Source organism: Ruegeria sp. HKCCA6707 (genome assembly GCF_013033515.1).
Taxonomy (GTDB): domain Bacteria; phylum Pseudomonadota; class Alphaproteobacteria; order Rhodobacterales; family Rhodobacteraceae; genus Ruegeria.
On sequence record NZ_WQEG01000004.1, the window covers coordinates 307928 to 322096 of the forward strand.

The window sequence follows — 14169 nt, forward strand, 5'->3', positions numbered from 1 at the left end:
CCCACGCAACAAGTTAACAAAACCGCGAGTGTTAGCGCCACGCCTATTCCGGCGTGTCATCCGGTTTGGGATCCTTGTACCGGTTCAGATCAAAAATCCCCGCCTGTAATGGGTCGCTTGCGGCAAAAGCCTGATGCAACTGGTCGCTTGATGGCCAGAAGTTCGGGCTGGTCCGGCGCACACCAAAATTGTTGACCAAAGTCAGATAGTCCTCCTGCGTCGCGATGGATTTCACCTCTTCTGTAAACACATCAAGCTGTGATTGCGGCACCCGAAAGAAGAAATTGGGATAGCTGCCGAAGAGCCCGGGGAGGATCGTCAGAACATCCTCGTCAGGCTGGCGCCGTGACGGCTCGTGAAACAGAAACGCGATATTGGAATGCGCTTTGTCATGGGCGATGGTGAAGATCTGATCCTCTTTGTCCGGGGTCTCGATGATCAAGACCGAGAGATCTGGAAAGAACTTGGCCCAGGGTCCAGGTTCAGCAGCGATGGTGCGCAGGGCCTGATCCCTGCAGGTTTCGTCCGTGCACCGATTTATCGGGTCAGACAGAGGCCAAAGACCACCGCCTCGCGCAAGTAACGCCAGCAGAAATTCCTGTTTCGGTTGGTTTGTGGCATACGCGATCCCGGTGGGAAACGTGTCATCCACCCGCCGCTGATGCCAGTAGGTATGCAATTGGGCCAGAGGCCCGCTATACCAGCTCTTGTGCAACTCTGGTCGGTTCTCACGTGGTATGAAGGTCAGGAATAGATCCTCGCTCTCCATCCGCAACTCGTCCATGTAAAGCCGTGTGGCCAGTTGATGTTCGATCCGGCCAAAGACATCGAAACCGGCAACCAGGACGTAATAGATCCGCTCGAACACGGGGTAGTCGATCACCCATGCGGTTTCCGGGACCGCCCCGTGAAACCCTGTCATGGCCGACGCATTGTCGAAATTTCGAAACACCGTCAGTAGGGCGTTTGTGTTCGTGCCCTCACCGTCCCAGATCGCGTCATAGCCAAACCCTTGTTGATGCGCCGGACTGGCGCGGTATCGGGCGTCGCGGAATTCAAGATAGCGGACCTGATTTTTATGGGACAGACCATGCAAATCGCCCAGCTTTCCTCGATCGACCTGCGCCACCGGCAATTCAAGGAAGGCGGCGCCGTCTTGTAGGAAACCTGGGTCGGTGACCGACAAATCGGCGTCCGGGTCCAGGAAACTGACCCAGAACCGATCCTCAATCACGTCAACCGCTGTGGCCCCATGACAGACGGGGCCGCGGATAAAGCTGCGCACAAAAAACAGGGCGTCGTCCAACAGAAACTGATAGCGCGATCTTGCGGGCAGGCTGGCGAAGGTAGTGAACGGATCACCGCCCTCGGCATCTCCGTAAGACGGCAACGCGGTCAGCGCCCAATCGCTGTCCAAAAACAGCTCTTGATACCGCGCCATGCGGTCGGCGCCCAGCGAGTAGACCAGATGCTCTTTGTGGACGATGGTTTCGTCGATCACCCGCAGCCTGTAGTAGAACGGCCCGTCTCCGGGGCTGTCGAACGGGCGGCGGGTTGCGATGACATCGATCTCTTGGCCGTACGGAGTTCTGGATCGGACCAATTGGAAAAACCGTCGGGGGTCATCCCCGACAAAGTGCAGATGGGCCAGGAACAGGTGTTCGTAGAGATAGCGGCTCATCAACTGGGTCCGCATATCTGAGGCGTTCAAAAAGGCCTCCCATTCGGCAAGCTGACGTTGGATGTCTTCCGGCACCTCGGTTTGTAGTGTAGGTACAACCGCTCCTGCGCGCGCCCAGGCCGCCAAGGTTGCATATTTGTCATCGCCCAAAGCTGCGGCTGCATAGGGCATTCCGGCCAATGGGTTGTTTTTGGCAAACGCGTCGAACTGATCGGGCGTGGGGCAAACCAGAGTTCGATCAACAGCAAGCTCCAATGCCTGCGGGACAGGCGCATTCGTGGCCAAGGGGGTCTGCCTCCCCAACTCAAGATAGCGTTCGATCAGATTGGCCGAGGCTTCTGCCTGCTGCGGATCACGGGTGACAGAAAAGAATCCAAGATCCCGCCAACCTGCCACGGTTGTGGCATCAATCCCCAGCCGCGTGGGCTGCGCATCGCTCAGACGTTCGGTGTGATAGACAGGCTGCTGGCTCGCGCCGCGCAGAATACCTTGTGGGGATGTCAGTTTAAGCTGACAGGGTGCGTCATAGCAGCTGTGGCAGACAACACAGCGCTTATCCAGAACCTCTTTCACATCCTTCCAAGCAGGTTCAGACAGCGTATCTTGGCTATGTGCCATGATTGGAAAGCAAAGCGCAAAGACCAGCCAAAGCACCCCTGCGTTCCATTTCTGACCCGTGTGTTGTCGATCATGCGGCATGTCCGGCCCCCTGTTCGGCAGATGTCTGCAAGACCCATGACACCCCGATCCGAGATCGGATACAAGCCGGGACCGGATTAAGTTTGCCGGAAAGCGGTCCTGCATGAGCAAGACTAAACCGAGCCGTCCTGAATTTCGGCCAAAAGCCAGGATTTCAAGCTTTGGGCGCCTTCGGACAAATGCTCATCCGCGCGCCCGACCAGATAGAAGTTGTTTGGCGCCGGGATCGCGTGCTCATCCAATGCCACGAGCTTTCCGCTGTTCAGCATCGGGTGCACCAGGCGTCTCCAACCCAAGGCCAGACCCGCCCCTTTGCGCGCCAGTTGCAAGGCCAGCGCATAGCTGTTCACCCGCGATTGCACGGGAACCTGCCCGGTATATCCAAGTGCCTGAAACCAGGCGGGCCATGTGGTCCAGCTGCTGTCATGAGTGTCGAGATGGATCAGAGGCTGCTGCGCAATGTCAGCAAGCGTGGCCCCTTTCAGCTTAGTGGCCAGTGTGGGGCTGCAGACAGGGGTCAGCACATCCCGATAGAGTTGCGTATGCGGCAGAGATGATCCGGGCGCGCGGCCATACCGTATGAAAAAATCCACATCAGATCGATCGTTAAAGGCCGTATCCTGTGCCAGCTGGTTCACCTTCACATGCGGGTAATCCTGCCAGAAGCGGATCACCGAGGGGGACAACCAAAGGGCCGCCACCGCAGTGGTTGCGCCCACGGTGACATGGTTTTCCGAATCCCCGCTGCGAATTTGTTCAAGTATTTTGGACACTGTCTGAAATGAGGTGCTGAGCGCCTCGTACAATGCGGTGCCCCCGTCGGTCAGAGCAACGCCGCGGTGACGGCGGATAAACAACGCTGCCGACAGCTCGGTCTCCAGGGCCTTGATCTGGTGGCTAACGGCCCCCGGGGTGACAGACAGCTCGACGGCTGCGTCCTTGAAGCTCAGATGGCGTGCGGCGGCCTCGAACGCCGAGAGTGATGCGAGCGGTGGCAAGTTGTAGTGACGTCGAGACATTGGCTGCGAGCATATCCAGTTGGCGTGAGCGACATTCACCCCAACTTGGCAACAAATCTGTCAGAAATCCACTTGTTTCACCGCCCCATGCGCTCACCAAACGGCAACCGGATCGCCCAGTACGGATTTGTCGACTTCGATGCCCAACCCCGGAGCATCCGGTACCATCACGCCACCATATTGGACTGGAGCATCAATCCTCGCGGTCGACAGAGTTACCATGTCGCGACAATCCAGAATGCAGCGCAGGAAACGCTGCGGTACGGTGGACCCCAGATGAGCAATGGCAGCAAAGGCGATGGTTGACCCCACCGTGTCCTGCACGCTGAGTGTCAGACCAGCGGCGCAACAGATATCGCGATGACGCCGCCCATGGGTCAGGCCGCCCGCTTTTGAGATTTTCAGGCCAATCCCGTCAGCCACATCCTGCGCAATGATCTGAATGATGTCCTGATCCTGCTGCGCCAATTCGTCGATGATGATCGGCACATTGCACCTTTGTCGCAAAGACAGTGTCTCGCGCCAGGAGGCACAAGGCGCTTCCAGTACAAAATCGAGTCCTTGGGGCAGCAATCGCAACATCCGAAGCGCGGTTTCCGGCAACAGGCCACCGTTTGCATCAACGATGAAATACTCACCCGGCAGGCGGTCCGCCAGAGCCGCGGCGATCCGTTCGGCATCCAGCGCCGGGCCACCCTCGCTGTCCAGCGCGCCGATTTTGATCGAATGCCCTTGATACCCCATGCTGCGATGTTCGGCGACGCGGTGGCGCATGTCCTCGGGCGTGCCAGCATAGATCGACGAGATGATCGGCATACGGTTCCCCGTAGACCCGCCCAGCAAAGCACAGACGGGCATGTTCACGGCCTTGCCAAAGATGTCCCAGCACGCCACGTCCAGCGCGGTTTTGGCGTGGTTGTGGCCCACAAGCGCTGTATCCATTGCATCATTGATCCGATCCACATGGCGCGGATCGCGACCGATCAAATGTGGTGCGATCTCGGCGATGCCAGCACGCACGCCACGCGCATGAGCGGCGATATAGCTTGCTCCAAAGGGCGTGCTTTCACCCCAGCCTTCGATCCCGCACTCTGTTTCGATCCGCACGATCCCGGCGTCAAAACTGCGATATGCGCGGCCACCGGACAGCTGATAAACACCACCCGAATAGGGTAGTTCAACTTGATACAGTTCGATGCGCTTGATTTTCACTCAGGCACCTCGGGCGGAAGCAGAACAAGCTTGCCGATATGCCGTTTTGCCAGAAAATCCTGTTGAGCGCGGGCAATCTCTTTCAACGGATAGGTGGCCGACAAGGCCGGACGGATCTCACCCCGTTCAATATATGAGACGAGGTTCGGAAACACCTCTTCAGCCTGGTAGGTCGAGCCGAAAAGTGAGAGGTCTTTGAGGTAGAGCGTGCGCACATCCAGCTCTGCCATTGGCCCTGCGATGGCCCCTGCGGTTGCGTAACGACCTCCTCGGCGCAATACCTCAAGCATGCTGGGCCATTGCGGCCCCGCAACCAGATCGATCACCACATCTACCGACATTTTCCCCAAACTGGTCACTAAATCGGCATTGCGATCAATAACCTCGTCGGCACCCAGATCCAGAACTTCATCAGCTTTCGATCTTGAAGACACGGCTATGACATATGCGCCCCGACGTTTGCACAATTGCACAGCCGCTGAACCCACGCCGCCTGACGCGCCGGTGATCAGCACGCGCTCGGCCCCGACCGAGGCTCGGTGCAGCATGTTTTCCGCCGTCGAATAGGCGCAAGGCATCGAGGCGAGTTCGGCATTGGTCCAACCGCAATGAACGGGATGGGCAAATTCGGATTTGGCCAAGGTGAATTGCGCAAAGGCACCATCGCATTCCGAACCAAAAGTGATGCAGCTGAAGGGCGGGTGTTCGCGCAAGGGTTGGATCGATTGCACCAGCACTCGCTGCCCGATCCGCGACGGGTCAACGCCATCCCCGACGGCCTTGATATATCCGCAGGCATCTGCGCCCTGAATGCGCGGAAAGCTCAGCGGAGTGCCTGACCAGCTGGCGTCGGTGTTATCAACACTCTCGAACCCCTGAGCGCCACCGGTTTCAGTGTCTTCGGTCACCGCTTTGGAATACCAGCCGATCCGGGTGTTGATATCGGTGTTGTTGATGCCTGCCGCCGCAACGCGGATCAGAACTTCGCCCGGACCCGGTGAAGGTACCGGTATATCGGTGCGGTATTCCAGCTTGTCCAATCCGCCATGACCCGTCAGCACGACCCCTGCCATCGTTCTGATCATGATACCGCCCCCTTCGGTTAACAATCCCAACTCGTCCTATACGATCATACCCTAAACCATCGGCTCAAACGCCCCTTTGCGTCAAATGCCCAAACGCTCGGCACGTCCCCGCTCGTACAGTTTACGGTTCAACTCCTCTGCTTCAGGTGCGCCATGTTCCAGCGCGTAGACAAACGCGTGTGTAAGATAAAAACAGGCGGCATCGTAGTCCTGTCGCACCTCTGCAACCTCAGCCGCTTGTTGATACAGCTGAATCAGCGCCGGCACGTCCTGCTTGGCGTGGGCCAGCAACAGCTGCTGATCCAGTTTGTTCAGGTCCACTGTCAGTCCGCGTGCGGCGCCGAGCGCGCCTTTTCGATCTGCGAAGCAACCCAGTGATGAAAACAATGCGTCGGTCCGTCCATCACGGGTGAAAAGCGGCCACCGTCGAACTTAATGCCATGCCGGCCCTTTTGCATGCCTTCGACGACAAACACATCCTCTTCGAAAACCGTTTTCCAAAGAGCCGCATTCTGGGCGCGCAAAGCTTCGTGCTCGGGTGTATCCTCGGGGGGTTGAGCATAGTAGAGCTCGATCCGTTCGTTCGAGCGCTCATGGCTGATCGGGTCGATGATAAAGGCAAACCCATGGTCGCGCTGTACGCCCAACAAGGTGTTGGGATAGACAACGATATATTCGGCCCCTTCGGTCCATTTCTCGCTTAACCCGGCGAAATCATCCAGCTTTTCGCCCGCCTCCCCTTCGAATTGGCGGTACACATAGGTGCCCTGGCCGGAATACTTACCCAGTTCGTTGATGTTGTAATGGTCCTCAAGACGGGAATAGCTGTTCAGCCCGGGATGCACCCAGGGCAGGTGATAGCTTTCGCAGAAATTCTCGACCGCCAGCTTCCAGTTTGAGGCCAGTTCCAGATGGACCGAAGCGCCGTCTCCCCCGTGATACATCGGTTGATCGAAATCCTGCCAGCGCTCCATCAATTCTCCGTGCACCTCTTCGAAGTCAGGAGCGGTGCCGTCGATATTCACAAAGATCACATCGCGCCAAACATAGGATCGGATGCGGATCAACCCCAGATTGGCATAGTCCATATCCTCATGTGTATTCTGACCGGGGCCACCAACATGCGGTGCTGCTTTCAGCGTGCCGTCCAGCCCATAGCACCAGCTGTGATAGGGGCAGCGGATCGCGCCGCGGATCTTGCCAGGCTCGTCCACCAAGATCATTCCACGATGGCGACAGGTGTTCTGAAACACGCCTATCTGGCCTTCGCGATCTCGCACCATCAGCAAAGGCATCCCCAGAAACTCGATCGGATAAGCATCGCCCGCTTCGGGGATATCCTTGCCAAACCCAATGCCAGACCAATTGGCAAACAAGACGGCATCACGTTCTTCCACAAAGACATTCGGGTCGATGTAATGGGCGTTGGGCAGACCTTTGGCCTTGTTAACCTCGGTCAGAACAGATGAAAGCGAGACGCGTGTGTTCATCGATTACTCCTGATTGTCCAGAATGGGCTTGGTATCAGGACCCATTGGCAATGCTATTGATCGATCTTCAATATCAAAAATCCTAACCGATGAGTGAGCTTGGCTAAATTGAAATCTACAAAGGCTTAGATGCGGTGTTCTCAGCGTCCGACGATGCTGGTGGAAGAGCCACCTTGGTCACAAGGCGCGAGATTCACGCGCAATTCGTCTGAAAAAGGGAAAAAAGCCGCGAAAATTCTCCGTTTCAGGCCGATTTCGCGGACTGTACGCCAGCTGATGCTGATACAGATTGAAGCCACCGACCGCGAATGAGAGCTCAGATGCCAAAAACTTGTTATGCCTACCAATCCATCGCCCGCGCCACTCATGAACATGGGGTCGATACCATGTTCGGCCTGATGGGTGACGCGAATCTGTTCATGGTCGACAGCTTTGTGCGCGACTGCGGCGGGCGGTTTGTCGGTGCGGCGCATGAGGCGAGCTCGGTCCTGATGGCGTTGGCCTATTCCTATGTGTCAGGCAAGGTTGGGGTGGCAACAGTAACGCATGGCCCGGCGCTAACCAATTGCACAACTGCCCTGACCGAGGCCGCGCGCGGCAATGTTCCGATGGTTGTTCTGGCTGGTGACACACCGGTCAGCAACCCGCGCCATGTGCAGGGCATCGATCAGCGCGAAGTTGTCAAAGTCACCGGTGCCGGATTCGAACAATTGCGCTCGCCCGAAACCATTGGCGCGGATGTGGCTCGTGTGTTCTATCGCGCGCAGATCGAACAGCGCCCGATTGTTCTGAACATGCCTGCTGATTTCATGTGGCAAGAGGTTACGCACAGCGCCCATGTTCTGAACGTTTACAACGCACCCACCGGCGTCGCGGAGAGCGATATTCTGGATGACGCGATAGGCATGATCGCCTCGGCACGGCGACCGTTGATCCTGGCCGGAGCCGGGGCCGTTGCAGCGAAGGACCAGATCGTCAAACTGGCCGACCGGCTGGAGGCGCCGCTTGCCACCACGCTCAAGGCCAAGGGCCTGTTCAACGACCATCCCTATAATATCGATATCTTTGGCACGCTTTCGACCCCGGCGGCCTATGAGTTGATTGCCCAATCCGACTGTATCGTTTGTTTTGGCGCGCAACTGCATGATTTCACAACCGATCGTGGCAAGCTGATGAAGAACAAGCGGGTGGTTCAGATCGATGTTCAGGCCTCGGCCATTGGTGGTGGGTTGCACCCGGATGCTGCGTTGATCGCAGATGCCGGACTGGCGGCAGAGACGATCCTGTATTGGCTGAACGAGGCGGAAATACCAGCCAGCGGCTTTACCCGCGAGTTGGATGTACCAACACTTACCGCCCATCCCGACCCTGCGGACAAAACTGCGGACGGTTGCATCAACTATATCCACGCGCTGAACCGGCTTGAGGCTGAGCTGCCCCAGAATCGCGTGATGGTTACCGATGGGGGTCGTTTCATGACCGAAGTCTGGTGTCGCCTATCCGTGCCCGACCCTCACAGCTTTGTGCCGACCGCCAATTTCGGATCGATTGGCCTGGGCCTGCAAGAGGCCATCGGCGCGGCCATTGCCGAACCAGACCGCCCCACGGTTTTGTTCTGCGGCGATGGCGGGTTCATGATGGGCGGCATCAACGAATTCAACACAGCCGTGCGGTTGGGGCTGGATCTGATTGTCATCATCGCCAATGACTCGGCCTATGGCGCTGAACATATCCAGTTTATCGACCGCCAGATGGACCCAAGCCTGACTGAATTCAACTGGCCCTCGTTTGCCGAGGTCGCAAAGTCACTGGGCGCAGACGGGGCCGAGGTGCGCACCAAAGACGATCTGGAGGCTGCACTTGACGCGGTCAAAACCCGCAAAGGCCCCTTCCTGATCGAGCTTCACCTGGATCCCCATGATGTGCCGCGCATGCGGATCTGAGCCTGCCTAACTGGCTGCCTAAGTCCAAGCCGCTCACCCCACATCAGTTGGGGTGACGCACAGTCAAAAGGACCATTGCGAATCTATCTACCTACTGGTAGGTAAGTGGATGAACCCCTCATGCCCCGTTATCTCACCACCAGAAAGGAATTCCCTCATGGAACTGAACTCCGATTTTACGTCCCGCGTGGTGGTTCATTCTGATCAGCTTGATTGGCAAGCTTCGCCGATGAAGGGAGTCGACCGCCGAATGCTGGATCGGATCGGTGGTGAAGTTGCCCGCGCCACAACAATCGTGCGCTATGCGCCGGGCAGCAAGTTTTCCGCACATACCCACACGGGGGGCGAAGAGTTCATTGTACTGGACGGAGTGTTTCAGGACGAACACGGGGATTTCCCGGCAGGAACCTATGTCCGGAACCCACCGACCTCGGCCCATACACCGGGGTCCGAGCCGGGCTGCACAATCTTCGTCAAGCTGTGGCAGTTCGACATGGACGACCGAACGCAGTTTCGCAAAGACATGGCGGCCGAGCTTGCTGCGCCCGTAAACGGAGTTGCCACCGCTGCTTTACACGAAGACCCGCGCGAGATCGTCACCTACAGCCACCTTGATCCGGGTGCTCAATTGTCGTCGGATGCGAAGGGCGGGATCGAGTTGCTGGTGATTGACGGCGAGATCACAGCTGGTGCTGATGTTCTGCGCAAAAATAGCTGGTTACGCCTGCCCGAAGGGGAAGCGCTGGCAGCAACAGCGGGTGCGGACGGTGCAAAGATCTGGATGAAAACCGGGCATTTGCCCTATGCTCAAGCCCCGGTGGTGTGACAGATGAATGACCCTAAACCCCTTGCTTTGGTGGCCGGTGCCGGCGCTGGCCTTGGCCAATCTCTCCTGACCCGCTTTCAGTCTGCCGGTATGGAGCCGGTCGGGCTGGGCCGCACGAGACCCGAAGGCACCGTTGGCACGTTCCATCAGGTTGATCTGTCAGATCCTGACAGCGTGTCGCCGATAATAGCTAAACTGATCGCCATCCATGGCCCACCCAAGATCGTTGTGCACAACACCGCTGAACTGGTTATTGCCCCCTTCACCGGAACAACACTGGAAGACTATCAGCGCACGTGGGCTTCGATGGTTCAATCCCTTGTGGTCCTCGGGCAATCGGTGCTGCAGCCGATGGTGCGGGGTGGTGGAGGCACCTTTATCGTCTCGGGCGCAACGGCATCACTGCGCGGTGGCGCGAGGTTTTCGGCTTTTGCCTCGGCGAAATTTGCCTTGCGCGGTCTGACCCAATCGCTGGCGCGGGAATACCAGCCTTCCGGGATACATGTGGCGCATGTCATTCTGGACGGTATCATCGATACGCCGAGATCCCGCGAATTGCACAGTCTGGATCCGTCAAAGATGATGAAACCCGACGCGATTGCAGAAGCTTATTGGCAATTGGCACAACAGCCCGCGTCAACCTGGACCCATGAGTTGGATCTGCGCCCGGCCACAGAGGGTTTCTGAGCAATGCAGACCGAAACGCTCATCATCGGCGCAGGGCTTTCAGGCCTGTCACTCGCGACGCAACTGGCCCAAAGTGGCCGCGACTTTCTATTGGTCGAAGCCCGCGACAGGATTGGGGGCCGCATACTGACCGAGCATTCAGGGGCCGGTTATTTTGATCTGGGCCCCTCATGGTTCTGGCCCGGACAGCCCCGGATCGCGGCGCTGATCAGCCAGTTGGGGCTGGAGCGTTTCGATCAATACAGCATCGGAGCGCTCAGCTTTGAGGATGAGCAGGGCCGCGTGGAGCGTGGCAGAGGCTTTGCCTCGATGGAGGGCTCGTATCGGGTCGAAGGTGGGTTGGCTGCCGTGACAAACGGATTGGCGGCACAGCTCAAGCCGGATCGGCTTATGCTGTCGACACCCATTGTCGGCCTGACGCGTACACCGAACGCGATCGTCGCTACCGGTAATGCAGGACAAGAGATCAAGGCAAAGCAAGTCGTGTTGGCCTTGCCACCACGGGTCGCAAGCCGGATCACGTTTTCGCCTGTGCTGCCGCAAGCTACCCAGGCTGCGATGACAGGCATTGCCACTTGGATGGCGGGTCAGGCCAAGGCTTTTGCGGTCTACAAAACTCCGTTCTGGCGAGAGAAAGGGCTTTCGGGCGACGCAATGAGCCGCTGCGGACCGATGGTGGAAATTCACGATGCCTCACCTGCAGAAGGTGGACCCTATGCTTTGTTTGGCTTCATCGGCGTCCCGCCGCAAGCCCGGCAAGACGCGCCAAGTCTGCACCAGGCTCTGCAAGATCAGTTGATCCGACTGTTTGGGCCCAAAGCCGCGGACCCTATTTCGCTATTTGTCAAAGACTGGGCGTTTGACCGGTATACGGCGATTGAAACCGATCAGCGACCATTGACTGCGCATCCGGCCTATGGGTTGCCACAAGCCATGTCGGGCCTTTGGGATAACGCTCTGATCTTTGCCGGCACCGAAGTTGCCACGCAATTCGGAGGCTACGTGGAAGGCGCCCTCGAAGCCGCAGAAAACGCCATGGCCCGGATCGAAAGGAAAACCCCTGCCCGACAAGAGCTCTGATACCAAAACGGCGCTGCTGGATGTGGCCGAGCTTGCTGTGCGGTCGCGAGGGTTTGATGGATTCAGCTATGCTGATCTGGCGCAAGTCGTTGGGATTCGCAAAGCTTCGATCCACTATCATTTCCCGACCAAGGCGGATCTGACAGCGGCCTTGGTCGAACGCTACCACAATGCGCTCGACCAAGAGTGCCACCGGATCGAAACTCAGCACAAAACTGGGCGCGACCGGTTGCAGGCCATGATCCAGCTTTATCGAGACGCGTTGAATGATGGCACGACCTTATGCCTGTGTGTGTCGCTGATCAGCAGCCGCGAAAGCCTCTCCATTGGCGTGATCGAAAAAATCAAAGCTTTCCGCGCAATGATGGTCGCCCGATTTGCTGAAGTCTTCCGGCAATGCCAACAAGAAAATTCGATCCGCGACGTGTCAGATCCCGTGGCCGAGGCCCGCGCCGCCCTTGCCCTGCTGGAAGGGGCGCATTTGTCGGCGCGCGCTGAAAACAACGTTGACGCTTTCGATCGTGCATTGTGGATATTGACGTCCCGTTTGCGGTAAAGCTGCTGCTCGCAAAGGCGTGGCTGCGGTCTGACAACAAGCTGTCTGCCGGAAGCCTTTGCCCCGCCCATGAGGATTGACGCATCGACGGATAATCTAAATCGTGACAGAGTTACGCATACTTGGAGCCCGAAAAGGAATGCGGTTTGTCGGATACAGAAATGTCAAAACGAAAAGCCATCATCGCGCATTGCAGGGCACTGAACAGCAGCGGGCTTAATCAGGGAACAAGCGGTAATATCAGTATCAGACACCAGGATGGGATGCTGATCTCGCCGACCAGTCGCCCCTATGACAGTTTGCAACCCGAAGACATCGCCTTTGTTGATCAGAACGGCAAAGCCACAGGCAAATTTGCCCCGTCAAGTGAATGGCATTTCCACCTCGACATTCTGCTGCAGCGTCCGGATGTAAACGCTGTTGTTCACGCGCATCCGACCTATTGCACCACTTTGGCAATTATGGGCAAAGAAATCCCACCAATTCACTATATGATTGCAGCGTTTGGCGGCGCGACCATTCGATGCGCTCCGTATGAGATCTATGGCACCGCTGCCCTGTCGAAGGTCGCGGTAGCGGCGCTTGAAGGGCGTAAAGGATGCCTGCTGGCACATCACGGCATGATCACTGTGGGTCAGTCGATCGAACAAGCCTTTTGGTTGGCCGGAGAGTTAGAGGCCCTAGCGCGCCAATATCACGGCTGCCTTGTTCTGGGCGAGCCGCCCCTGCTGAGCGATGCGCAGATCGAAGAGGTTCTTGAGAAAATCAGTGGATACGGTCAAAACCACAGTAGCTGACACCGTATTCTTCGCACATTGAACACATCACATCTTTGAATGTGCATCGCGAAAAACCTGGCTTTTTCGCGCGGATCGTTCAGCATTCTGAACAAACGAATTGAAAGATCGCGAAACCCAACATGCTTGACCTACTCAGCGATATCCTCACGCGGCTGTCCATGCGTGGCACCTTGTATTTCCGAACGTCCTTCAGCAAACCCTGGGGTGTGGCCGTGCCCCAGCATCAAAACGTGGCGCGATTTCACTATGCACATCGGGGTTCATGTCTGGTCGCGGTCGCTGGGCTGGAAGAACCGGCATCTGTCGAACAGGGAGACCTGATCATCATACCCCATGGCGCGCCGCATGAGCTGTATTGCGGTCACAAGCCCGAGGAAACCATCCTGCCGCTTGAGACAGTATTAGAAGAATCTGGCTATGACGGATCGGGGGTGCTGGTATATGGCGGGAACGATCAACCGCTGAGCGAAACGCAATTGATCTGCGGGCATTTCTCGTTCAACGCGCAGTCGCGCCACATTCTGTTCGAGCGTTTGCCGCCGCTGGTGCATATCAAAAACTATGGCGAGTCTGCTGGCAAATGGATGGATGCGACGTTGCGGGTAATAGGCGACGAGGCCGGAGCGCACCGGATGGGTGGCGATCTGATTGCATTGAAGATGTCAGAGGCGATCCTGGCCCAAGCCATTCGCAGTTTTCTTGAAAGCGACCTGGCTGAGGATTGGAAATTGGCCGGGTTTTCGGACAAGAACCTTGCTCAGGCCTTGGACGCATTTCATCAGAATCCACATCGCGCATGGACTGTTGAAACGCTGGCAAGTTCGGCAGGGATGTCGCGCACCAGTTTTGCAGTGGCCTTCCAGAAGAAAATGGCCATGACACCCATGGACTATGTGACAAGCTGGCGTATGGAGCTTGCCAAACAGGCGCTGTTGGATCCTCTGAATACTGTCGCCGATGTAGCAGAGTCCGTAGGATACGCATCAGATTCCGCCTTCGCGCGCGTATTCAAGAAAGAAACCGGTTTTACCCCTGCAGGGTTCAAACGCCTCGAAAACGCAAACCGTGCAACAGTTTGAACGTTCTGCGCG

At 57.3% G+C, this 14169-nt stretch carries 13 protein-coding genes; 7 read left to right on the forward strand and 6 right to left on the reverse strand.

The window, feature by feature from the left end; translation table 11 throughout:
• Positions 1 to 43: 43 nt before the first annotated feature.
• The 6 genes from GOW40_RS12315 to GOW40_RS12340 all read right to left on the reverse strand — a co-directional run bounded on the left by GOW40_RS12315 (position 44) and on the right by GOW40_RS12340 (position 7186).
• Complete coding sequence (locus tag GOW40_RS12315; protein WP_254444420.1) at positions 44 to 2380, reverse strand: fatty acid cis/trans isomerase; 2337 nt, start codon at positions 2378 to 2380, stop codon at positions 44 to 46.
• A 113-nt stretch (positions 2381 to 2493) separates the two neighbouring features.
• Positions 2494 to 3378, reverse strand: coding sequence for a LysR substrate-binding domain-containing protein (locus GOW40_RS12320; RefSeq protein ID WP_371731841.1), 885 nt, complete (start codon positions 3376 to 3378; stop codon positions 2494 to 2496).
• A 114-nt stretch (positions 3379 to 3492) separates the two neighbouring features.
• The gene (locus GOW40_RS12325; RefSeq protein WP_171132980.1) at positions 3493 to 4611 is read right to left on the reverse strand and encodes a mandelate racemase/muconate lactonizing enzyme family protein; all 1119 of its coding nucleotides are present in this window, start codon (positions 4609 to 4611) and stop codon (positions 3493 to 3495) included.
• Positions 4608 to 5696 carry an alcohol dehydrogenase family protein gene (locus GOW40_RS12330; RefSeq protein WP_254444421.1) on the reverse strand — a complete coding sequence of 363 codons (1089 nt, stop codon included), beginning with the start codon at positions 5694 to 5696 and terminating at the stop codon, positions 4608 to 4610. The genes GOW40_RS12325 and GOW40_RS12330 overlap by 4 nt, the downstream gene beginning before the upstream one ends.
• Before the next feature lie 81 nt (positions 5697 to 5777).
• The gene (locus GOW40_RS12335; RefSeq protein WP_171103312.1) at positions 5778 to 6017 is read right to left on the reverse strand and encodes a hypothetical protein; all 240 of its coding nucleotides are present in this window, start codon (positions 6015 to 6017) and stop codon (positions 5778 to 5780) included.
• A gap of 2 nt (positions 6018 to 6019) precedes the next feature.
• Positions 6020 to 7186: an aromatic ring-hydroxylating dioxygenase subunit alpha gene (locus GOW40_RS12340; RefSeq protein ID WP_171230991.1), complete on the reverse strand. Its 1167-nt coding sequence runs from the start codon at positions 7184 to 7186 to the stop codon at positions 6020 to 6022.
• A 320-nt stretch (positions 7187 to 7506) separates the two neighbouring features.
• Between GOW40_RS12340 and GOW40_RS12350 the strand changes: the two genes are divergently transcribed.
• From GOW40_RS12350 to GOW40_RS12380, 7 genes are all read left to right on the forward strand, one after another.
• A complete protein-coding gene (locus tag GOW40_RS12350; protein WP_171103307.1) occupies positions 7507 to 9129 on the forward strand; it encodes a thiamine pyrophosphate-binding protein in 1623 nt (540 codons plus the stop codon).
• Positions 9130 to 9286: 157 nt separating this feature from the next.
• Positions 9287 to 9955: a cupin domain-containing protein gene (locus tag GOW40_RS12355; protein WP_171103306.1), complete on the forward strand. Its 669-nt coding sequence runs from the start codon at positions 9287 to 9289 to the stop codon at positions 9953 to 9955.
• A 3-nt stretch (positions 9956 to 9958) separates the two neighbouring features.
• The gene (locus GOW40_RS12360; protein WP_171103305.1) at positions 9959 to 10642 is read left to right on the forward strand and encodes an SDR family NAD(P)-dependent oxidoreductase; all 684 of its coding nucleotides are present in this window, start codon (positions 9959 to 9961) and stop codon (positions 10640 to 10642) included.
• Between the two features lie 3 nt (positions 10643 to 10645).
• The gene (locus tag GOW40_RS12365) at positions 10646 to 11722 is read left to right on the forward strand and encodes an NAD(P)/FAD-dependent oxidoreductase (protein WP_171132978.1); all 1077 of its coding nucleotides are present in this window, start codon (positions 10646 to 10648) and stop codon (positions 11720 to 11722) included.
• Between the two features lie 22 nt (positions 11723 to 11744).
• Positions 11745 to 12278, forward strand: a complete 534-nt coding sequence (locus tag GOW40_RS12370; protein WP_371731842.1) for a TetR/AcrR family transcriptional regulator — start codon at positions 11745 to 11747, stop codon at positions 12276 to 12278.
• 161 nt (positions 12279 to 12439) lie between these two features.
• Positions 12440 to 13075: a class II aldolase/adducin family protein gene (locus GOW40_RS12375; protein WP_171132977.1), complete on the forward strand. Its 636-nt coding sequence runs from the start codon at positions 12440 to 12442 to the stop codon at positions 13073 to 13075.
• Positions 13076 to 13197: 122 nt separating this feature from the next.
• On the forward strand, positions 13198 to 14157 hold the full coding sequence (locus tag GOW40_RS12380; protein WP_171132976.1) for an AraC family transcriptional regulator: 960 nt from the start codon (positions 13198 to 13200) through the stop codon (positions 14155 to 14157).
• The last annotated feature ends 12 nt before the right edge of the window (positions 14158 to 14169 follow it).

Excerpts from the sequence above, each read along its gene's own strand:
- GOW40_RS12315 (WP_254444420.1), bottom strand. The coding sequence starts at position 2,380 with ATGCCGCATGATCGACAACACACGGGTCAGAAATGGAACGCAGGGGTG.
- GOW40_RS12330 (WP_254444421.1), bottom strand. The coding sequence starts at position 5,696 with ATGATCAGAACGATGGCAGGGGTCGTGCTGACGGGTCATGGCGGATTG.
- GOW40_RS12340 (WP_171230991.1), bottom strand. The coding sequence starts at position 7,186 with ATGAACACACGCGTCTCGCTTTCATCTGTTCTGACCGAGGTTAACAAG.
- GOW40_RS12350 (WP_171103307.1), top strand. The coding sequence starts at position 7,507 with ATGCCAAAAACTTGTTATGCCTACCAATCCATCGCCCGCGCCACTCAT.
- GOW40_RS12355 (WP_171103306.1), top strand. The coding sequence starts at position 9,287 with ATGGAACTGAACTCCGATTTTACGTCCCGCGTGGTGGTTCATTCTGAT.
- GOW40_RS12360 (WP_171103305.1), top strand. The coding sequence starts at position 9,959 with ATGAATGACCCTAAACCCCTTGCTTTGGTGGCCGGTGCCGGCGCTGGC.
- GOW40_RS12365 (WP_171132978.1), top strand. The coding sequence starts at position 10,646 with ATGCAGACCGAAACGCTCATCATCGGCGCAGGGCTTTCAGGCCTGTCA.
- GOW40_RS12375 (WP_171132977.1), top strand. The coding sequence starts at position 12,440 with ATGTCAAAACGAAAAGCCATCATCGCGCATTGCAGGGCACTGAACAGC.
- GOW40_RS12380 (WP_171132976.1), top strand. The coding sequence starts at position 13,198 with ATGCTTGACCTACTCAGCGATATCCTCACGCGGCTGTCCATGCGTGGC.